The organism is Bifidobacterium mongoliense DSM 21395, assembly GCF_000741285.1.
Lineage (GTDB): Bacteria > Actinomycetota > Actinomycetes > Actinomycetales > Bifidobacteriaceae > Bifidobacterium > Bifidobacterium mongoliense.
Genome location: NZ_JGZE01000011.1, coordinates 38,727 through 57,619 on the forward strand (window position 1 = coordinate 38,727; position 18,893 = coordinate 57,619).

19 protein-coding genes and 1 tRNA gene are annotated in these 18,893 nt (G+C 64.5%); 13 read left to right on the forward strand and 7 right to left on the reverse strand.

The features are described 5' to 3' along the window. Nucleotides 1-79 precede the first annotated feature (79 nt). The 13 genes from trpB (at nt 80) to BMON_RS09265 (ending at nt 10,705) form a co-directional block, all read left to right on the forward strand. On the forward strand, nt 80-2,179 hold the full coding sequence (gene trpB, locus BMON_RS05050) for a tryptophan synthase subunit beta (RefSeq protein ID WP_033512084.1): 2,100 nt from the start codon (nt 80-82) through the stop codon (nt 2,177-2,179). 23 nt (nt 2,180-2,202) lie between these two features. Continuing rightward, on the forward strand, nt 2,203-3,093 hold the full coding sequence (trpA, locus tag BMON_RS05055) for a tryptophan synthase subunit alpha (RefSeq protein ID WP_033512267.1): 891 nt from the start codon (nt 2,203-2,205) through the stop codon (nt 3,091-3,093). Between the two features lie 167 nt (nt 3,094-3,260). Further along, nucleotides 3,261-4,193, forward strand: coding sequence for a prolipoprotein diacylglyceryl transferase (gene lgt, locus BMON_RS05060; RefSeq protein ID WP_051917911.1), 933 nt, complete (start codon nt 3,261-3,263; stop codon nt 4,191-4,193). Nucleotides 4,194-4,229: 36 nt separating this feature from the next. Continuing rightward, on the forward strand, nt 4,230-4,895 hold the full coding sequence (gene rpe / locus BMON_RS05065) for a ribulose-phosphate 3-epimerase (RefSeq protein WP_033512086.1): 666 nt from the start codon (nt 4,230-4,232) through the stop codon (nt 4,893-4,895). Between the two features lie 111 nt (nt 4,896-5,006). Beyond that, entirely contained in the window at nt 5,007-5,270 is a 264-nt protein-coding gene (locus tag BMON_RS05070; protein ID WP_033512088.1) for a phosphoribosyl-ATP diphosphatase, read from the forward strand. A gap of 51 nt (nt 5,271-5,321) precedes the next feature. Then, on the forward strand, nt 5,322-6,173 hold the full coding sequence (gene hisG / locus BMON_RS05075; RefSeq protein WP_033512089.1) for an ATP phosphoribosyltransferase: 852 nt from the start codon (nt 5,322-5,324) through the stop codon (nt 6,171-6,173). A gap of 10 nt (nt 6,174-6,183) precedes the next feature. Then, on the forward strand, nt 6,184-6,780 hold the full coding sequence (locus BMON_RS05080) for a CDP-alcohol phosphatidyltransferase family protein (RefSeq protein WP_033512091.1): 597 nt from the start codon (nt 6,184-6,186) through the stop codon (nt 6,778-6,780). Nucleotides 6,781-6,845: 65 nt separating this feature from the next. Continuing rightward, a complete protein-coding gene (locus BMON_RS05085) occupies nt 6,846-7,808 on the forward strand; it encodes a DUF881 domain-containing protein (protein ID WP_051917912.1) in 963 nt (320 codons plus the stop codon). Further along, a complete protein-coding gene (locus BMON_RS05090) occupies nt 7,809-8,141 on the forward strand; it encodes a small basic family protein (protein ID WP_033512093.1) in 333 nt (110 codons plus the stop codon). A 6-nt stretch (nt 8,142-8,147) separates the two neighbouring features. After that, nucleotides 8,148-8,972: a DUF881 domain-containing protein gene (locus BMON_RS05095; protein WP_033512094.1), complete on the forward strand. Its 825-nt coding sequence runs from the start codon at nt 8,148-8,150 to the stop codon at nt 8,970-8,972. Nucleotides 8,973-8,977: 5 nt separating this feature from the next. Further along, entirely contained in the window at nt 8,978-9,415 is a 438-nt protein-coding gene (locus BMON_RS05100) for an FHA domain-containing protein (protein WP_033512270.1), read from the forward strand. Between the two features lie 83 nt (nt 9,416-9,498). After that, on the forward strand, nt 9,499-10,143 hold the full coding sequence (locus BMON_RS05105) for a MerR family transcriptional regulator (protein WP_051917923.1): 645 nt from the start codon (nt 9,499-9,501) through the stop codon (nt 10,141-10,143). Nucleotides 10,144-10,240: 97 nt separating this feature from the next. Beyond that, the gene (locus BMON_RS09265; RefSeq protein WP_051917913.1) at nt 10,241-10,705 is read left to right on the forward strand and encodes a hypothetical protein; all 465 of its coding nucleotides are present in this window, start codon (nt 10,241-10,243) and stop codon (nt 10,703-10,705) included. Between the two features lie 159 nt (nt 10,706-10,864). Here the strand turns inward: BMON_RS09265 and BMON_RS05115 are convergent, their stop codons facing one another. The 7 genes from BMON_RS05115 to BMON_RS05145 all read right to left on the reverse strand — a co-directional run bounded on the left by BMON_RS05115 (nt 10,865) and on the right by BMON_RS05145 (nt 18,892). Next, nucleotides 10,865-11,587: an HAD hydrolase-like protein gene (locus BMON_RS05115; protein WP_033512096.1), complete on the reverse strand. Its 723-nt coding sequence runs from the start codon at nt 11,585-11,587 to the stop codon at nt 10,865-10,867. A 6-nt stretch (nt 11,588-11,593) separates the two neighbouring features. Next, nucleotides 11,594-11,941 (reverse strand): RNA polymerase-binding protein RbpA, encoded by a 348-nt coding sequence (locus tag BMON_RS05120; protein WP_033512098.1) that lies wholly within the window; start codon nt 11,939-11,941, stop codon nt 11,594-11,596. A 116-nt stretch (nt 11,942-12,057) separates the two neighbouring features. Then, nucleotides 12,058-14,826, reverse strand: coding sequence for a DEAD/DEAH box helicase (locus BMON_RS05125; RefSeq protein ID WP_081882908.1), 2,769 nt, complete (start codon nt 14,824-14,826; stop codon nt 12,058-12,060). 9 nt (nt 14,827-14,835) lie between these two features. Continuing rightward, a complete protein-coding gene (locus BMON_RS05130; RefSeq protein WP_051917914.1) occupies nt 14,836-15,156 on the reverse strand; it encodes a hypothetical protein in 321 nt (106 codons plus the stop codon). Nucleotides 15,157-15,158: 2 nt separating this feature from the next. After that, nucleotides 15,159-17,099 carry a helix-turn-helix transcriptional regulator gene (locus BMON_RS05135; protein ID WP_033512099.1) on the reverse strand — a complete coding sequence of 647 codons (1,941 nt, stop codon included), beginning with the start codon at nt 17,097-17,099 and terminating at the stop codon, nt 15,159-15,161. Between the two features lie 164 nt (nt 17,100-17,263). Further along, nucleotides 17,264-18,697 (reverse strand): UTP--glucose-1-phosphate uridylyltransferase, encoded by a 1,434-nt coding sequence (locus BMON_RS05140; RefSeq protein ID WP_033512100.1) that lies wholly within the window; start codon nt 18,695-18,697, stop codon nt 17,264-17,266. Between the two features lie 121 nt (nt 18,698-18,818). Beyond that, a tRNA-Pro gene (locus BMON_RS05145) sits at nt 18,819-18,892 on the reverse strand. Nucleotide 18,893 lies beyond the last annotated feature (1 nt).

An 18,893-nucleotide genomic window follows, 5' to 3' on the forward strand; every position in this document is an offset into this window, starting at 1 on the left:
GTCGGATCGCAAGACGTCGGACGGTGCGCCGGCCGACGCACCGTATAGTGTGTCGTGTTTCATCACAGGAGGAGGCAGCATGTCCGTACTCGATGAGTTGGTCGCGGGAGCGCGTGAGGATCTGCGGGAGCGCGAGGAGCGCGTACCGTTTGACGAGGTCAGGAAGCGCGCCCAGTCGGCGCCGGAACCCCTCGACGCGACGCGATGGCTCAGGAGCGCGGACGGCGTCGCCGTCATCGCCGAAATCAAGCGGGCCTCGCCGTCCAAAGGCGATCTGCGGGACATTGCGGACCCCGCGGCGTTGGCCCGGCAATACGAGCGCGGTGGCGCCTCCGTCGTCTCCGTGCTCACCGAAGGCCGGCGGTTCAAGGGGTCGTTGGATGATCTGGACGCCGTGCGCGAGGCGGTGCGCATACCGGTGCTGCGCAAGGACTTCATCGTCTCCGACTATCAGATATGGGAGGCGCGCGCCCATGGGGCCGATTTCGTGCTCCTCATCGTCGCGGCGCTCGATGACGACACGTTGCGCCACCTGCTCGAAGTGACCCATGAGCTGTCGATGACGGCGCTGGTCGAAACCCATGACCGCGGGGAGATCAAGCGGGCGTTGGCCGCCGGTGCGAGGGTGCTGGGCATCAACGCGCGGAACCTGAAGGATCTGCACGTGGACGTGGGCACGTACGACGACCTCGCCGTCGATCTGCCCGGGGACGTCATCCGCGTCGCCGAATCGGGCGTCTTCGGCAGTGTCGAAGTCGAGGCTTACGCCCGGGCCGGAGCGGACGCGATACTGGTCGGTGAGGGCGTGGCCACCGCCCGTGATCCCGAACAGGCGGTCGCACGACTCGTGGCGACCGGTGCCCGTGTGGCGGCCTCGACGCGAATGCCGCTGAGCACGCACGAAGGCCCGTATTTCGGCGAGTTCGGCGGACGCTATGTGCCCGAAGCCCTCGTCGGCGCCCTCGACGAACTCGAGCGCGTGTACACCGAAGCGAAGGCCGATCCCGAATTCCAGCAGGAATTCGCCCGGCTCAACCGGCAGTATGTCGGCCGCCCCTCCGCGCTCACCGAGGCCCCGCGGTTCGCCGCGCGGCTCAACGAACGCGTCGGGCTCAACGCGAGGGTCTTCCTCAAGCGCGAGGATCTCAACCACACCGGCGCCCATAAGATCAACAACGCCTTGGGTCAGGCCCTACTCGTCAAACGGATGGGCAAGACCAGGGTCATCGCCGAGACCGGAGCCGGTCAGCACGGGGTCGCCACGGCCACCGTGTGCGCGATGTTCAATCTCAAATGCCGTATCTACATGGGCCAGATCGACGCCCGCCGCCAGGCGCTCAACGTCGCCCGCATGCGCCTGCTCGGCGCCGAGGTGGTCGAGGTGACCCAGGGGACCAGGATCCTCAAGGACGCCATCAACGAGGCCCTGCGCGACTGGGTGACCAATGTGGAGTCGACGCACTATCTGCTCGGCACGGTCGCCGGTCCGCATCCCTTCCCGACCATGGTCCGCGATTTCCAGAAGATCATCGGCGAGGAGGCGAAGCGCCAGCTGCGCGAGGAGTACGGCGTCGATCATCCCGACGCCATCTGCGCCTGCGTGGGCGGCGGTTCGAACGCCATCGGCGCCATGAACGTCTTCCTCGACGACGACCGCGTCAACCTCTATGGCTTCGAGGCGGGCGGTCATGGTCTGGATTCCGGCGAACACGCCATCCGGCTGACGCCCGGCACGGGGCAGCTCGGGCTCTTCCAAGGCGCCCGCTCGTATCTGCTGGAGAACGACGAGGGCCAGACGCTCGACACCTATTCCATCTCCGCCGGCCTCGACTACGCCTCGGTGGGCCCCGAGCACGCCTGGCTCAAGGACCTGGGGCGCGTGCAGTACTCGTACGCCACGGATGGCGAGGCCATGTCGGCCTTCAAGGATCTGTGCGAGACCGAGGGCATCATCCCCGCCATCGAGAGCGCGCACGCCGTCGCCGGCGCCTACAAGGCCGCGGCCGACCTCAAAGCCAAGGGCTATCGCGACCCGGTCATCATGGTCAACATCTCCGGCCGAGGGGACAAGGACGTGGCCACCGCGGGCAAGTGGTTCGGCTATCTGACCGACGAGCAGAGCCGTTCGCTCGAAGCCAACGGCGCCCACGGCACATCACAGGACGAGGAGCAGGCATGAGTGCGAACACGGTTATGGACAGCATGGCGGCACGCGGCGGCGATACGGCGGGCCCGTCGATACCCGAGCAGCCGCTCGGCCTGAGCGCAAGGCCCAGCCCGACGGGCTCGCGGCTCGCGACCCTCGCGGGGCGCGATGAGCCGGCATTCATCGGATACCTGCCCTATGGCTTCCCCGATCCCGACACGTCGCCACGTGCCTTCGAGACCCTGGTGCGTCACGGCGTGGATATCGTCGAGATAGGTCTGCCGTATTCCGATCCCGTCATGGACGGCCCCGTCATCCAGACGGCTTCGCGCCAAGCCATCGCCGCCGGTGAGCGGATCGAAGGGGTGTTCCGGGCCGTGCAGGCCGTCGCCCAGGCCGGAGGGGTGCCTCTGGTCATGAGTTATTGGAACCTGATCTTCCATTACGGCGTCGAGCGGTTCGCCGCGCGCTTCGCCGATGCGGGCGGGGCCGGACTCATCACCCCCGACCTGATTCCGGACGAGGCCGGAGAGTGGATCGAGGCGTCGGATCGTCATGGGCTCGACCGCATCTTCCTCGTCGCCCCCGATTCGACCGACGAACGTATCCGTGTGGCCGCGGCCAACAGTCGCGGTTTCGTCTATGCCGCCTCTCGCATGGGCGTGACCGGGGAGCGTGCCACCCTGTCCTCGTCCCCGAGGGAACTGGTCCGGCGCACCCGAGCCGTGGGCGCCGATCACGTCTGCGTCGGCATCGGGGTGTCCACCCCCGCGCAGGGCCGTGAAGTCGGTTCCTACGCCGACGGGGTGATCGTCGGTTCGGCGTTGGTGCACACGCTGCTCGACGGCCACGACAGTAACGCCGCATCCGCACGGCCCAACTCCCTTGATGCCCTGGCCGCCACGACGGAAGGTCTGGCCGAGGCGATTCACGGGGCGCGTCGCTAGATCGCCCTCACCGGTGCCGGGGCGCGTGTGACGGTCGTCGATGGTCGCGATGTCGCCCGTGCCCGACCGCAACGAGTCAGCGCCCGGTGCGGTCGGGCGGGGGCTCCCCGAACCAGCGACCGGTCAGACCGTGACATATCGCCGTAATCGAGTACCATCGGGGAATCATGAACCTCAGTTACATCCCGTCCCCGACGGTCTCCCAGGTCACCTTGGGCCCGGTCGTCATCCATTTCTACGCGTTGTGCATCCTCGTCGGCATCGTGCTGGCGGTGTGGATCGGGTCGACCCGGTGGAAGCGTTGGGGCGGCACCTTCGACCAGTTCCTCGACATCACCCTGTGGGCGGTGCCGGCGGGCATCGTCGGGGCGCGGCTGTATCACGTCATCACCACGCCCGAGCGGTTCTTCGGGCCCAACGGCGACTGGGTGGAGATGTTCCGCATCTGGCACGGCGGGCTGGGGATCTGGGGCAGCATCGCGCTCGGCGCCCTGGCCGCCTGGGCGTGGTGCCGTCACTGCGGATACCCCACCGCGCTGCTCATGGATGCGTTGGCGCCCGGCCTGCTCGTGGCCCAGGCGGTGGGCCGTCTGGGCAACTGGTTCAATCAGGAGCTGTACGGCGCCCCAACCACGTTGCCGTGGGGACTCAAGCTCAACACGGCCGGCACCGCCATCGGTCAGGGTGAGCAGTGCTACGACGGCGACACCTGCCCCGTCGGCACGTTGTTCCAGCCCACGTTCCTCTACGAGATGATATGGAACCTCATCGGCGCGGCGTTGATCGTCTGGATCTCGCGCATGGCCGCGACGAGGCTCAAGGCCGGCTCGTCCTTCGTGCTCTACGTGCTGTGGTACACGGCAGGACGCACCTGGATCGAGATGCTGCGCATCGATTTCGCCCATGAATTCTTCGGCGTCCGCATCAACGTATGGGTGTCGATTGCGGTATTCGTCGCCGCAGCCATCGTCTTCATCGTGCTGCAGCGCCGTGGTGCGGCGACGGCGCTGCTCTCCGAGAAGCTGCGGACTCTCACCGAGGCCGAGGGGCAGCGTGAGGGTGCCGACACAGACGTCGCCGGCTCTCATCCGCAGGCATGATGGCCTTCGTCGTTCGCACTTCATAGAATGACAAGCATGAGCATACGAATCGCACCGAGCATCCTATCCGCCGACTTCTGCAATCTGGAACGTGACCTCACACGGATCTCCCATGCCGACCTCGTGCATGTCGATGTGATGGACCATCACTTCGTGCCGAATCTGACGCTTGGCGAGCCGATCGTCCGCCGTATCTGCGAGGTGTCCGCCATGCCCGTGGATGTCCACCTCATGATCGAGGACCCCGACCGCTGGGCTCCCGGCTACGCCGAGCTCGGTGCCAAATCGGTCAGCTTCCACATGGGCGCCACTCACGCCCCGGTTCGCCTGGCTCGCCAGCTGCGGGGCATGGGCTGCCAGGCTTGCTTCGCGGTGCGCCCGGCCGAGCCCGTCGAACCGATCTTCGACATCCTCGACGAGTTCGACATGGTGCTCATCATGACCGTGGAACCCGGCTTCGGCGGGCAGAAGTTCCTCGCCAACCAGATGGACAAGGTCAGGCGCCTGCGCGACGAAATCACGCGGCGTGGACTCGATACCCATATCCAGGTCGATGGCGGCGTGAACCCCTCGACGGCGCGCACCGTCGCCGAGGCAGGCGCCGACGTGCTGGTGGCCGGTTCGGCGGTGTTCGGCGCCGATTCGCCGAACACCGCGATCGACGAGATCCGGGACCATGCCCAGGAGGCGTACCGGGCCTGATCGGTCCGCCGCAGTCCGAAGACGGTCGCATTACCCACCGGGCGCCGAACACGCATCAGCGTGGCGCCCGCATCACAAATCCCGCCAACCCAGCAGATGAAGGCAGAGCAGATGAAGACATTCGAATCGTTGTTCGAGGAACTCAGCGACAAGGCCCAGAGCAAGGCACCGGGCTCGCTGACCGTCGACGAACTGGCGAAGGGCACCCACGCCATCGGCAAGAAGATCGTCGAGGAGGCGGGGGAGACCTGGATCGCCTCCGAATACGAAGGCGCGGAGCGCACCGCCGAGGAGATGAGCCAGCTCATCTACCACATTCAGGTCATGATGATTGACCGAGGCATCACGCTGGAGGACATCTACAAGAACCTGTAGGCCGCATTCCCACGAGAGGACACCGAAGCCATTCGGTGGCGAGGAGATCACATGTTACGAATCGCAATACCAAATAAGGGCATGCTGTCAGAGCCGGCGTGGAATATGCTCGGCGAAGCCGGATACCGTCTGCGCCATAATCCGCGGCAGTTGGTCGTCCAGGATCCGGACAACGACGTCGAGCTGTTCTATCTGCGGCCGCTCGACATCGCCGTCTACGTGGGCAGCGGCACGATCGACGTCGGGATCACCGGCAGGGACCTGCTGCTCAATTCCGAGACGGAGGCTCGCGAGGAGCTCGCGCTGGGCTTCGGGGCCTCGACCTTCCGGTTCGCCGCCCCCCAGGGTTCGCCGATCGACAATCTCGAGGACGTCGACGGTAAGCGTGTCGCGACCACCTATGACAAGCTGGTGGGCGATTATCTTGCCGGGCACGGTATCAAGGCCGGCATCATCCATCTGGATGGGGCCGTCGAATCCTCGGTGCAGCTCGGTGTCGCCGACCTCATCGCGGATGTGGTCTCCACCGGCACGACCCTGCGCAATGCCGGGCTGCGGGTGTTCGGGGACCCCATCCTGCATTCCCAGGCCGTGCTCATCGCATCGCCGAGGGTGCAGCAGGACGACGAGCGGCTCACCGTGCTCTCACGTCGTCTCGAGGGCGTGTTGACGGCGCAGCATTACGTCCTCATGGACTACGACATCCCCGTCGGCGATGTCGCCCGCGCGATCGCCGTGACGCCGGGCTTCGAAAGCCCGACGATCTCGCCGCTGCACGACAAGCAGTGGGTCGCCATCAGGGTCATGGTGCCCCGCGAGAAAGTCAACCGGCTCATGGACGAGTTGTATGAGGTCGGTGCGCGGGGCATCATCGTCACCGCGTTGCAGGCCTCGAGGATTTGAGCCGGCGGGTATGAACGAACATGGCCGGGAGCGGTTCAGCCCCGAACCCAGGAACGTCTACCTGACCGTTCCGAACCTCATCAGCGTCCTGCGGATCATCTCCATTCCCGTGATCGCCGCGCTCGTCGTGCATCACCGCATGGCGCTGGCCCTGGTCGTGTTGACCTTGTCCGCGTTGTCCGACGGGGTGGACGGGTTCATCGCCAGGTCGTTCAACCAGGTCACGCGGATGGGCCAGATCCTCGACCCGGTCGCCGACCGGCTGCTGATCCTGTGCAGCGTGCTCGCCCTGGGCATGGCCGGCATCATCCCGTTGTGGATGATCGTCATCGTGGGACTGCGCGATTTCGTCATGGGGATTCAGATCCTCGTGCTCGCCCAGCACGACTATGGTCCGCTCCCGGTCAACTTCGTGGGCAAGACCGGCACCGCAATGCTCATGGTGTCCATCATCGTGCTCATCATCGCCGATCTGATCGGCGGGCCGGCGTTCTTGATGCTCCATACGATTGGTCTTGCCATTGGCATCTGGGGCGTGGCCGTGTACTGGCTGGCGGGACTGATCTACTTGCGCCAGGGCCAGGATCTGATCCGAACCGACCGGTGAACGCCATGACGACCGGTAGGGAAGGCGGGCGCGGGCGCGATGGTGCATCGTCGCACCGCCATCCCATGCCCGCCTCCATCCCGCCGGCGGACCCCGAGGGGCCCGCGGATCGCCGGCGCGCCGTCTTCTCCAGGCAGGCTGCGGGGCTGGAGGGTCGCCATGCCTTGGAACACGTGCCGGATGGTGGCCGCGGACGCCGCCGCGCCGTCATGCGCGACGATGCGCTGCGACTGATCGATGATCTGACGAACCGTTCCGTGGACCCCATGTTCTCCGATGCCCGATTGGCTCCACGGAGCCGGGGCCGTGTGGAGATCTGGTTCTCGCGCGTCATCGTCTTCGCGATATGCCTGGCGGTCGGATTCGCCGGCTCGCTCATCGTGCGCCAACTGCATTCCGATCCCCGCAAGGAGGTGCGCGACACGCTCATCAGCCAGCTCAACGCCGAGAACTCGCGCGTCGACTCGCTGGTCAAGGACACGAGGGCGATACGCGAGCAGGTCGACGTGCAGTCGAATAAACTCGGTTCCTCCCAGGATGACGGGACCATGGACCGGGACACCATCGGCACGGGACTGGGCACGGTCACCGGACCGGGCATCACGCTCACGCTGGCGAACCCCATCGCCGCAGGCGACGGCGGCTCCGACGGGTCGACCCCCCGTGAGGGGCAATCCAACCGCATCCGTGTGGTCACCGATCTGGATCTGCAGCAGTTCGTCTCGCTGCTCTGGCATGCCGGCGCCGAATCCATCGCGATCAACGGCTACCGCATCGGCGTGCAGACCTCCGTACGCACGGCGGGTCAGACGATTCTCATCGGCGTGAACCAGATCCAGAGTCCGTACAAGATCCAGGCCATCGGTGACGGCGACGCCCTGGCGAACGCCATGAGCGCGAAGGCCCTGCCCGCGCTGTATGCTTCCTACCAGGCGTCGGGCATGTATCCGCAGGTCAGCAAAGCGGATTCCATGACCCTGCAGCCGGCGGATTCCGGCGATGTGAGCTTTGCGAAAAGGAGCGAATAGATGGCTGCTGTACTCGGTCTCATCATCGGTGTCGTCGTCGGTATCTTCATCCGACCCGACATCCCCATCGTCCTGCAGCCGTACCTGCCCATCATGGTCGTGGCCGCCCTCGACGCGTTGCTGGGCGCCGCGCGGTCGTTCTTCGAGCGCAGCTTCTCCGACCGGGTCTTCGTCATATCCTTCATCTCCAACGTGCTCACCGCCACCCTGCTCGTGCTGCTGGGCAACCAGCTGGGCGTGGGATCACAGCTGCAGACCGCCGTCATCGTGGTCCTGGGCATCCGCATCTTCTCCAACGTCTCATCCATACGCCGCTTCATCTTCCAGAGCTGACCCATCATGATATTCAATCAGGAGCCGCATGACCTGCTGAGCACGATGCATAAGCAGCATGCTCACGACAAGGAGAACGACCGCATGGAGACCGGGTCGTTCCCGGTCGTGCGCCGGCGTCGCCGTGACGGCGGCGGTTCGGACGGGTCGGCGAGAACGCGGTTCGTCACCGGCCTGCTCATCACGCTGCTGTGCGCCATGCTGGGCTTCGGCTACGCCATCCAGCTCAACAATCCCACATCGTCGTACGAGGCGATGAGCGAGGACGAGCTGACGCGGCTCATCTCCGAGACCAGCACGCAGGTGCAGAATCTTGAACAGCGCAAAAGCGAGTTGACCAGTCAGCTCAACGCCCTCAAGGCCGCAGCCGACAAACAGCAGGAGGCCGCCAGGATCGCCAAGGAGAACGAGGAGACCAGCGGACTGCTCTCGGGCCGCCTGCCGGCACGTGGGCAGGGCGTGGTGATCAGCATCTCCCAGGGGCAGAAGACCCCGGTCGATGCGGCGACGCTGTTCCAGCTCATCGAGGAATTGCGCAACGCGGGAGTCGAGGTCATGGCACTCAACAGCGTCAGGGTGGTCACCTCCACCTACGTCGTGGACATCAAAGGCGGTCTGCAGGCCGATGGCGTGGCCCTCAAGCCGCCCTATACGGTCAAGGCCATCGGCGATCCGCAGAACCTCCAGAATGCGGTCAACATCGCGGGCGGCGTGGGGTCCCGGCTCAAGGTCAAATTCGGCTCGAATGTACGCGTCAGCACGCCCGACACGGTGATTATCAACGAGATACGCGCCCCGCGGACCTATACCTACGCAAAGACGGTAGAATGACGAGTATGACAGATCCGATTCCAAGCGCAGGCGAAACGACCATCATCGGCATGCCCGCAATCACCATCCCGGTCACCAGCACGGGGGACCGTCCCCTCACGCAGGAGGACCTTGACACCATCAGCAGGCTCTCGCCCCACACGGCACTGCTCATCTCGACGCGAGGAGCGGTGTCCGGCTCGCGCTATCTGCTCGACGAGGACGAGATCACCGTGGGCCGCGACCCCGGCGCCGACATCCTGTTGGACGACTCCACCGTCTCTCGGGCCCATGCGGTGTTCCGTCGCGACAACGGCACGTTCTCCGTGGTTGATTCGGGCAGTCTCAACGGCACCTATGTGAACCGCCAGCGGGTCGACGAGCAGCAACTCAAGAACGGCGACGAGATCATGATCGGCAAGTTCAGGCTGGTCTTCTTCATGCCGTCGGTGCCGCGCGACTGATACAGGCGATGGGCCGTCGAATGATGACGGTGCGGCGGGAATGGCGCGATGATCGTCTCACGATAACGGGGGAGGGGTTGACGATGGCACACGATGACGGCCGGTCCACGCCCCCTACGCTCCCGTTCGACGAGCATGATGATGCGTTCACCGGCGATGCGGTGCAGGGGGAGCTGTTCGCCACCGGCCCCGATGAGCATGTCTCGCGAGGATACCGGGGGACGATCGCCTCGAAGGTCGCCGGCATCACCTACCGACAGCTCGATTACTGGGCCCGCAAGCAGATCGTCGAGCCCTCGATCACGCCGTCGCACGGTTCGGGTTCCCGACGGCTGTATTCGTTCAAGGACGTGGTCGTGCTCGCCGTGTCGAAGCGGTTGCTCGACGCCGGTGTCAATCTGCAGAACGTCACGACCGCCATCGGGTTCCTCATGCAATATGACACCGAGGAACTGGAGCGGGTGATCATCATGTCCGACGGCAACGAGGTCCATCAGTGCATCGACCCGCAGCAGATCGTCGATTATGTGAAGAGCGGCCGTGCCATGTTCTCGGTGTCGGTCGATGCGCTGTGGCGTCGGGTGCATGACGATCTGGAACATGAGGATTACGTCGATCTGACCGCCACGGGTTCGGCCACGGTTCCGGGGCGTCCCATCGACGAACTGACCGAGGCGAGGTTGCGGCTCAAACTGGACGCGCAGCGCGCCTCGCGTCGGCATGCCTGAGCCGTTCACGAACGAGATGGACATGAACGCCGGTACCGACACGGGTATGTGCGTGGTCCTGACGTGCACAGACGTGCACAGAGCAGAGGAGTGGTAATTGAGCATCGATATTCTTCCGGCGGGCGCCTGGGCCGTTGCCGTACTGTTGTCGGCGGCGGTCATCGTCATATGCCTGGTGCGCAGCCGTACCTCGGGTCGACGCACTGCGGTGTACGCGGTGTCGTGGCCGGTCATCGTCCTGCACCTCATCTCGTTGGTGTCCGCCATGGCGCCGTATCTCATCGTCGCCAAGCTGCACCGTACGATCGGCGCGCCGTTCCTGGAATTCTATATGCGCATGGGCTGGTGGTCGGCCGCCGTGGTCATCGTCCTGGCGGTGACGCAGCTCGTCGTGATGTATCGGCAGGCGCAGCTGGCCATGCGGGCCCAGCTTGATGCCGTGGGACGACATACGGCCGCTGACGACCATGTCGACGACGGCGGCGACGGCGACGCTGGTGACGATACCGATGACAGTGACACACATCATGCTGGTGACGCACGCGATGCACGCGACCAGTGATGGGGGCGAGGTGAGGGCATATCGAGATGACCAATCTGACATAACGTACATTATCGGCTAATTACTGGATGGGTATATGCCCATGCCATACCGATCCGTATTCGATGTCATACCGATCCGTTGAACCGGCTCGCCTTCAGGCCGGTCGCCGTGATGTGATCAGCGGGAGAAATACGCTGCGACGGCGTTGCCGAGTTCGTCGACATGGTCGATGATACGAACCGCACCATGTGATTCGAGTTCGCCGGTCTCGGCGTACCCCCAACGGCATCCCAGGCAATCGAATCCGCAGGTCTTCGCGCCGTCGACGTCCGTCCAGCGATCACCGACCATCAACGCCTGATCGCCACGTGAGGCGTCGAACGCGATCGACCGACACGCATACCTGATGACCTGGTCCTTGTCGATGCGGGAACCGTCTTTGCTGGCCCCGTAAACGCCGTCCACCATGGCGTCGATGCCGAAGTGCTCGCACACCGGCATGGCCTGGTATTCAGGCTTCGCCGTGGCCACGGCCAGCAGGTACCCCGCATCCTTCAGCGACGCGAGCTGCTCGGGTATGCCCGCATAGAGTCCGTTGCAGAACTGCCCCGGTACCTTGTCGCCGGGATGTTGAGGATCGTCGAAGGCCGGAATCGTCGAATAATAGGCGCGATACGCGTCGACGGCCTTGGGCAGGAGATCATCGGGTATGTGGTTGCGTCGGAACGACTGGATGATCGCCGGACCGATGAACCGGCGCAGCTCCGCGTCATCCGGTACCGGTATGCCGATCGTCTCGTAGGCCTTGACAACGCTGCCCAGGATACCCGGATCGGACTTCGTCAACGTGCCGTCCAAGTCCAGCAGCACGACGTTGCGCGGTGATGTGGTGGTGGTCATGATCGATTATTCGTAATCCGGAATCCACCCATGATGGTGCATGTCCAGCCGCTTGACCAACAGCTCCTTGAGCTCGGACTCGCTACGGCGTTCCAGCAGCATGTCCCAGTGCGTGCGGGTCGGTTTGGTGATCTCATCGGCCTCGCGGTCATTCTCACCCTCGCGGTGCGCGGTCAAGCCGCAACGGCACTCCCACTCGTCCGGAACCTCCGCGTCCTGCGCGAAGGGCAGAATCGTACGGTGACCTTTGGGGCATACATACGCCACATCCGTACGTGCTGCGAAATCGACATTGTCGTCCGACTCCAACGATTTCGCACCGATGCTCATACCACGCAAACTGCGTTCAGCCATTGATCATTGCCTCCTTGGGCGATGTGCTCCCCATCATGCATTATTCCTTACCACGCTACAGAACAGTTCGGACGAGGCCGGTATTCCCGGGTCCCGCTCCGAGCCGAAACCCCACGTCAATCCTCCACGCCTGAATACGAGACGACGCCGCGGAAGACGAGTCGGCGTGCGGCCATGGCGGTGTCGGCGAGTGTGGGCGAAGCCTGCGGGCAGTAGGGCGCCGCGACGGCGATCTGCTGGAGCAGGTCGGCGAGACGTTTCGCGCACCGTACGAAGTCACCGCCGGTCAGTTCGCTGTCGCGCAGCACATCGGTGAGGTCCGCTCCCCCGGCCCACGCGTGAATGATCGACACCAGACCGAAGTCCAGCGTGCCCGTGACCTCCAGATCGGCGTCGTGGCAACGATCCGCGACCCTCCCCGCGATGTCGCGCAGTCCTTCGCAGGCCAATGCCACCCGGCCGGTCGGGCCGCCCGGATAGCCGTCGGGTTCCCCACCCGAACCGCGGCGCGCCTCGTAGACCAGCGAGGACAGGGTCGAAGCCAGTTCGCGTGGGTTGAGATGGTCGAGCACGGTGGTGGTGACCGCTTGGGCGAGTACCAGATCATGCTCGCCGAACAGTCGTCTGAGCAACTCCCCCCGCGGTGTCAGTGTCATATCCGACCGAGTCATATCCCCGGGTGCCGTGTCCGGCTTGGTGCAGGCATGGTCGGGTGCGTCGTGCCGTTCGAGATACCCCCAGGACGACAGGATCTCGCAGATACGGTCGAACTGGCGCGCCACGGAACCGGTGCGGGTCCGGTAGCGCTCCTCGAGGCGTTCGAGTTCCGACTCCTCGCGGTTCCAACGGTGGCCCCAGGTCATATGGGTGGCGAGGTCGGGGCAATCGTGGCACGGATGATCGCGATCTTCGGCACGTAGCGTGTTGATGCGCCGATCCAGGTCACGCAGCGCCTCGGTGCGTGCGGAGGTGGAGGAGAACCGCTGCCGCTTGAGCTGCTGGCGCTCCCCGTGCTCCAGATCGTGGAGTCGGCGCCGGATGAGCAGCAGCTCCCTGAAATCGCCGTATTCGCAATGGAACGCCCGTTCGTACCCGGCCACCGCATCGCGCAGGGTGGTGATGCGGGACTCGAGCTGCCAGGAGGATTCGTTCGCCTCCCACTGGGCGAAGGATTGGTCGAGGGTGGCGCGCGCCGTCGCGTAATCGCTGTTGGCCAGCAGATTCGCGGCCATGTTGAACGTCGCCTTGAAACTCGAATGCAGGGGGTAGACGCGCTTGCTCGACAGCGAGACGAGCGCCGCCGGCGCGAAGTCTCGGTGGTCGACCACCACGGCATGACCCAGGGTGTCGATGCCCCGTCTGCCGGCTCGGCCGGTCAACTGGGTGAACTCCCCCGGGGTCAGCATGACATGCTCGCTGCCGTTGAATTTCTCAAGCTTTTCGACGACCACCGTCCGCGCCGGCATGTTGATGCCCAGGGCGAGGGTCTCCGTGGCGAAGACCATTTTGACCAGGCCTAATTCGAACAGATGTTCGACGATGCTGCGGAACAGGGTGACCAGACCGGCGTGATGCGGAGCGAAACCCTCCTCGAGCGCGTACCGGAATCGGGAGAATCGCAGCGCTTTGAGATCGTCGTGGGACATCTGGCCCTCGACCATCGCATCCACAATGCGTCGGATGCGCAACGCCTCGTCATGCGTGGTGAGTTCGAGCCCTGCGTCCAGGCACTGTTCCACGGCCTTGTCGCAGCCGTTGCGCGAGAAGATGAAGTAGATGCCCGGGAGCATGCCCATGTAGTTGAGTTCGTCGACGACGGCCCACCGCCGCGGCGTGTGACGCTGCGCCACCGGCGCATGCTCATGTTCCCGGCCATGCGGATGCCGGCCGTGACGCGAGCGTTCAGGACGCACGGCCCTGGCCCGACGCGTCACCTGCGGGTCCAGCTGTTCTAGCCGCCCGGCCAGCGCGGGATTGACCGCGTCCTTGACCCCGTCGCGGTTTTCGTGGCGGTACAGGTCGATGAGTTCCGGTTCGGTGTGGTCGTCCGCCTGCAGCAGCACATGCTGTTGCAAGGGCACCGGTCGGTGCTCGGAGATGACCAGATGGGTGCTCCCCCGCACCGAGGCGATCCAGGAGGAGAAGTCCTCGACGTTCGAGACGGTCGCCGACAGGCCTATGACGCGTACCTGCTTGGGCAGCTGGACGATGACCTCCTCCCAGACCGGCCCGCGGAAACGGTCGGCGAGATAGTGGACCTCGTCGAGTACGACGTAGCGCAGCGCCTGGAGCGTGGTGGAACGCTCGTAGATCATGTTGCGTAACACCTCGGTGGTCATCACGACGATATCCGCCTCGGCGTTGATGGAGATGTCCCCGGTGAGCAGACCCACCCGGTCGGCGCCGTAGCGGTCCACGAGATCGTGGTATTTCTGGTTGCTCAGCGCCTTGATGGGCGTGGTGTAGAACGCCTTGACATTGCGCTCCTGAGCCAGGAAGATGGCGAAATCGGCCACGACGGTCTTACCTGCCCCGGTCGGGGCCGCCACGAGGACGTTGTCCCCGGATTCCAACGCTTCGTTCGCTTCACGTTGGAAGTCATCGAGCTCGAAGGGGGCCTGGGCCTCGAAGCGGCCACAGGCGGAATCGTCGTGCCGCAGTCGGTCGCGGAAGTCCTGATAGCGCTGCGATGGGCTGCGTTCCGAGGTCGACGATGGCTCGGAAGCATGAGCATGGCGCGATACCCGACGCCGCTGGCGTTCGGCATGGTCATGCACGCCGCCATCGGATGATGATGGTGTGACGGGGGTATCCCCCGTCACCGCGGTGCGGTCGTCGATATGCGATGCCGCCCGGTTGTGCTGATGATGACGATGATGAGTCATGATCCTCGACTATTGGTGATTGATGGTGAGCCACCGCTCCCACTGTGCCATGTGGCGGCGGTGCTTGGTCTCGCGGCGTGCGAGCACCTCGGCCTGGGCGTCGGTGTATCGGTCGCTCGCGACGGTGAGCGGTTCCGTGAATACCGGGCGCGGCAAGGGGGCCCGCTCCTCCTGCGTGGATGCCGGTGCCAACCGGCGTTCGATGGTGGCGCCCAGACTCGATACCGTCCGCATCAGGGCGAGCCCCCGCCACACGACGAACACCGCGCCGACGATGAGCATGACCAGCATGAAGACCACCAGCAGCAGCCAGATCCACCAGCTCATCATGATCACTCCTCCGCGGTTCGCTCGCCGTCGGCCTGCTCCACGGCAAGTTCACGTTCGGCCCGTGCCACGATCATGGTGCGCAGGGTTTCGGGGGCTACCGAGGTGATGCGCCTGGCGTGGGAGATGCAGAAGGCGACGAACCAGGAGTCGGAGGAAACCGTCAGGTGGACCTTCTCCCCCTCGCCGCACGGTTCCACGGTGGCGTCGGGCAGCTTCTTGATGAATTGCAGGTGCGGCCGATCGGTGATGAACACCGCCGCGGTGCCGTTGTCGAAGCCCCATGCGCGCAGTTCGGCGACCGGGGCGTCCGGGATGTCGAGTTTGGCCGCGGACTCCATGATGTCGGCGTGCTCGATCCTGGACAGGCGCAGCACCTGCCAAGCGAGATGGCGTCCGGTCCCGCGCGTGGAGCGCACGGCGGTCTTGATGAGATCCGCCTTGTCGTCCGGGATGGCGGCCGCGACGTCGGTCCACACGGCCGCGTAGTACACACCCTCGTCCACGAAGATCTTGGCGGGTGCCACGATCTTGCGGTGCGTGCGTCCGGCGCCGTCGGTGTATTCCATATCAAGCAGGGATTCGGTGTCGATGGCCCGCTTGACGATCGTGAAGCTGCGCGGTTCCATCTCGAACCCGGTCAGGCTCAGCCATGGGGTGCGGCCGGGTTCGACATGTTGGCGAAGACGCATGTAGAGCGACTGCGCCTGGGTGCGCTGGGCGTCGGGCAGGATCGGCGAATGGGCCAGATAGCTCAACGAGGCGGTGAGCATGCTCAGGTACTGCTGGGAGATGCCCGCCAGGCGTTCGAGTCCCAGGGAGTTGGTGGCGGAGACGATGCCCTCGGTGTCCAGCAGGGACCAGTCGATGTCGAAGAACTGGCTGCCGGCCATCTCGCCGTCGTCGGAAACCGTGGTCAGCGTGTTGATGTCCTTGCGCAGCACGGTGATGTACTTCTTGAGTTCCTCGGGCGTGACGGGCGCACCGATGAAGCGTTCGGCCAGGTCGTCCAGCGAGTATTCCTCGCCCAGATGGGCGGAGAGGAAGAGCATGAGCCTCAGCCGACGGTCGACTTCGCTGCCCGTCTGGAAGGCGGAGGACTTCTTCTGCTGGTCCTTGTCGTCGTCCTGCGTGGAGCCGTTCGCCCCTCGGCTGATCTCAGCGGGCACGACGGTGGCCCCGGCCTCGCCCCGTGAGGTGTCGGCCAGGGTGAACCGGGTTGCGGCCAACAGCCTGCGGCGCAACGCGGCCGCGGCCTCCGGTGGGTTGAGCACCGTGGCACCGGGGTGCTCGAGGACGAACATCGCCAGATCGTCGGAATCCGTATAGGCGACGTTGAGATGTTCGCCGTCCACCTCGACCGTCGCGGCGAAACGTCTCGAATCGATGACTTTGACGAGCGCGTCGGGAATGGGTTGCGTCCCAAGCCCGGGCGCGATCGAATCCAGACCGAGTCCCGGAATCGGGGTCTGCGGCACACGCGGCGCAGTACGTGACACGTGTCGCTGGCTTTGCGGCTGTTCCTGACGCCGGGCAGCGGACGAGGAGATGGACATGGATCGTGCCAGATAGTTCGCCGCCGCCAGCACCGGCAGGTCTTCCTGGTTGAACCTGAGCCTCACCCGGGGTTCGTCACCGAGCTGCAGACGGTACGAGGCGAAATCCTGTCCCTCGGACTTCGAGGAGTATTCGGGCTGGCGCGATTCGATGGCGATGCCCATGGCGGCGAGCTTCGCGCGGTCCCGCTGGAACTGCTTCGCGAATGCCGCCTTCGCCGCCTGATCGGCCAACTCGCCGTAGGAGTCGGCGTAGGCCTTGACGCGCTGCGCTATCTGGCGTGAGGTCAGCCATTGTGGGAATGCGGATGACAATACGGCCAACACGTCAAGTTCGTGCTTGCCCCACTTGTCGGAAAACCGCCGTCTCCCATTACTTCCCTCTGCCATTGGTCCTCACGTATCGTTATCGTTTCGTTATAGTGCGCGCCAAGTGATGCGCACTTCTCTCTATACTAGGTGCTTTTCGCAGGCGATGACACCAATTTATCAAATTCGACGTTTTTCCGTGCTTGGCTGAACCCCGCGCGTTGACGGGGGTGTCCGGCGCGGGGCTACTCGAACCAGTCGTCGGGCTCGACGCCCTGCGGGCCCACGAACTCGCCGTTGGGTACATAGCTGGGACGGTCCTGATCCTCGAGGACGGCGTCGCCGTAGAAGGCCACGTTCTGACCAAAGGTCCAATCGCCATGGATCGTCACGGAATTCGCGGCCGCCAGCGAGGGTATGGAGTACGGGAAGCGCTCGTTGAAATCGTTGATGCGCTTGTAATACCGGGAATCGAGGGAGACGGACGGGAAGAGGTAGTTGCCGTCTTCCATCTCGTAGGAGTCCGTGAGATGGAAGCGGTCCGAGCGCATGATGAGCAGATCGTCGGTCGTCTTGACCGGGAGGAAACGCATGCGGTCCACCTGCACGCAGATCGCGCCGTCGAACAAGCCGATCGCGGCGCCCATCGCGGTTTCCAGTTGCACGACCTTGTCGCTGGTGTCATCTGTGGGATCGACGGTCTTGTAGTTGCGGATCACGGGCAGGGGCAGCACGCCCTGGTACTGCTCGAGCTTCTCCTTGAGGGCGTCGATGCGGATCCAGATGCTGTTCGTGTTGAAGTAGGGGTGCTTGACGATGTCCTGAGCCGCAGCCTTATCCTCGTCGGCCACCTGCGTCATCTCGCGCAGCACCAAACGGCCGGTATGCGTGTCTCGCACGATGTGACCGCCCTTGCGGTCGGCCTCGGTGCGCACCGCCACTTCGACCATGAACGGGGCTCCCGTGTTCTCGAAGTGCTGGGCGAGCGTGCGCGACGGGCGGGCCCCCAGGTTGTCGGAGTTCGAGATGAACAGGTATTTGAAGCCCTTGCTCTGGAGCGTGTCAAGCAGCCCTGATTCCCAGATGCTTGCATAGACGTCGCCGTGCCCGGGCGGGCACCACTCGAGATCGGGGTGTTTGGGGCAGGTCGCCGGCTCCCCCGTCTCGGCGTCGATCTTCGGTTCCTGATGCTGCAGGATCTCCATCGGGATGTCGCGTTGCACGAACGCCGGATTGCGATGCAACACCCGCATCGTGTCATCGGAGGTGCGGAACGAATTCATGAAGGTCAGTGGCAGCGCGACGTCGAGTCGCTGACGCGCCGTGAGCACCTGTCCGATGATGATGTCGATGAACCGCATCTGGCGTGCCTTGTGGCGGCGCACCGGGATGAGCGATTTCGCCGATTCCAATCCCATGGAGGTGCCCAGTCCGCCGTTGAGCTTGAGGAAGGCCGTTTTCGCGAAGGCGTTGATCGCCTTGGTGTGGTCGATCGTGGCGTAGACATCGTGGAAGCTGGGCACATCGGTCAGCGGTTCGACGTCGTGTTCGCGTATCCATGCGCCTTGGGCGTCATTGCGCCACTCGTGGTACACATTCTTGAACTGGTTGATCGACAATTCGCTCATGCCGCGTTCGCGCATTTTGTCCGCAGAACGCTGGAAGGCCTCATCTGCCATGATTCAGTCCCTTCTGGATAGGTCAATGGCCACCATTGTATCTCCTGCCCGCTTCGTGGTGGGCGATCGCAATATGAAAAGGCCGGAACCGCTGGACTACCAACGATTCCGGCCACTCTCGTCGGGTCGGCGGGATTTGAACCCGCGACCCCTTGACCCCCAGTCAAGTGCGCTACCAAACTGCGCTACGACCCGA

Bases quoted from the DNA above. Each gene is read 5' to 3' on its own strand.
- trpB (WP_033512084.1), top strand. From the start codon at position 80: ATGTCCGTACTCGATGAGTTGGTCGCGGGAGCGCGTGAGGATCTGCGG.
- trpA (WP_033512267.1), top strand. From the start codon at position 2,203: ATGGCGGCACGCGGCGGCGATACGGCGGGCCCGTCGATACCCGAGCAG.
- lgt (WP_051917911.1), top strand. From the start codon at position 3,261: ATGAACCTCAGTTACATCCCGTCCCCGACGGTCTCCCAGGTCACCTTG.
- rpe (WP_033512086.1), top strand. From the start codon at position 4,230: ATGAGCATACGAATCGCACCGAGCATCCTATCCGCCGACTTCTGCAAT.
- BMON_RS05070 (WP_033512088.1), top strand. From the start codon at position 5,007: ATGAAGACATTCGAATCGTTGTTCGAGGAACTCAGCGACAAGGCCCAG.
- hisG (WP_033512089.1), top strand. From the start codon at position 5,322: ATGTTACGAATCGCAATACCAAATAAGGGCATGCTGTCAGAGCCGGCG.
- BMON_RS05080 (WP_033512091.1), top strand. From the start codon at position 6,184: ATGAACGAACATGGCCGGGAGCGGTTCAGCCCCGAACCCAGGAACGTC.
- BMON_RS05085 (WP_051917912.1), top strand. From the start codon at position 6,846: ATGCCCGCCTCCATCCCGCCGGCGGACCCCGAGGGGCCCGCGGATCGC.
- BMON_RS05090 (WP_033512093.1), top strand. From the start codon at position 7,809: ATGGCTGCTGTACTCGGTCTCATCATCGGTGTCGTCGTCGGTATCTTC.
- BMON_RS05095 (WP_033512094.1), top strand. From the start codon at position 8,148: ATGATATTCAATCAGGAGCCGCATGACCTGCTGAGCACGATGCATAAG.
- BMON_RS05100 (WP_033512270.1), top strand. From the start codon at position 8,978: ATGACAGATCCGATTCCAAGCGCAGGCGAAACGACCATCATCGGCATG.
- BMON_RS05105 (WP_051917923.1), top strand. From the start codon at position 9,499: ATGGCACACGATGACGGCCGGTCCACGCCCCCTACGCTCCCGTTCGAC.
- BMON_RS05115 (WP_033512096.1), bottom strand. From the start codon at position 11,587: ATGACCACCACCACATCACCGCGCAACGTCGTGCTGCTGGACTTGGAC.
- BMON_RS05120 (WP_033512098.1), bottom strand. From the start codon at position 11,941: ATGGCTGAACGCAGTTTGCGTGGTATGAGCATCGGTGCGAAATCGTTG.
- BMON_RS05125 (WP_081882908.1), bottom strand. From the start codon at position 14,826: ATGACTCATCATCGTCATCATCAGCACAACCGGGCGGCATCGCATATC.
- BMON_RS05130 (WP_051917914.1), bottom strand. From the start codon at position 15,156: ATGATGAGCTGGTGGATCTGGCTGCTGCTGGTGGTCTTCATGCTGGTC.
- BMON_RS05135 (WP_033512099.1), bottom strand. From the start codon at position 17,099: ATGGCAGAGGGAAGTAATGGGAGACGGCGGTTTTCCGACAAGTGGGGC.
- BMON_RS05140 (WP_033512100.1), bottom strand. From the start codon at position 18,697: ATGGCAGATGAGGCCTTCCAGCGTTCTGCGGACAAAATGCGCGAACGC.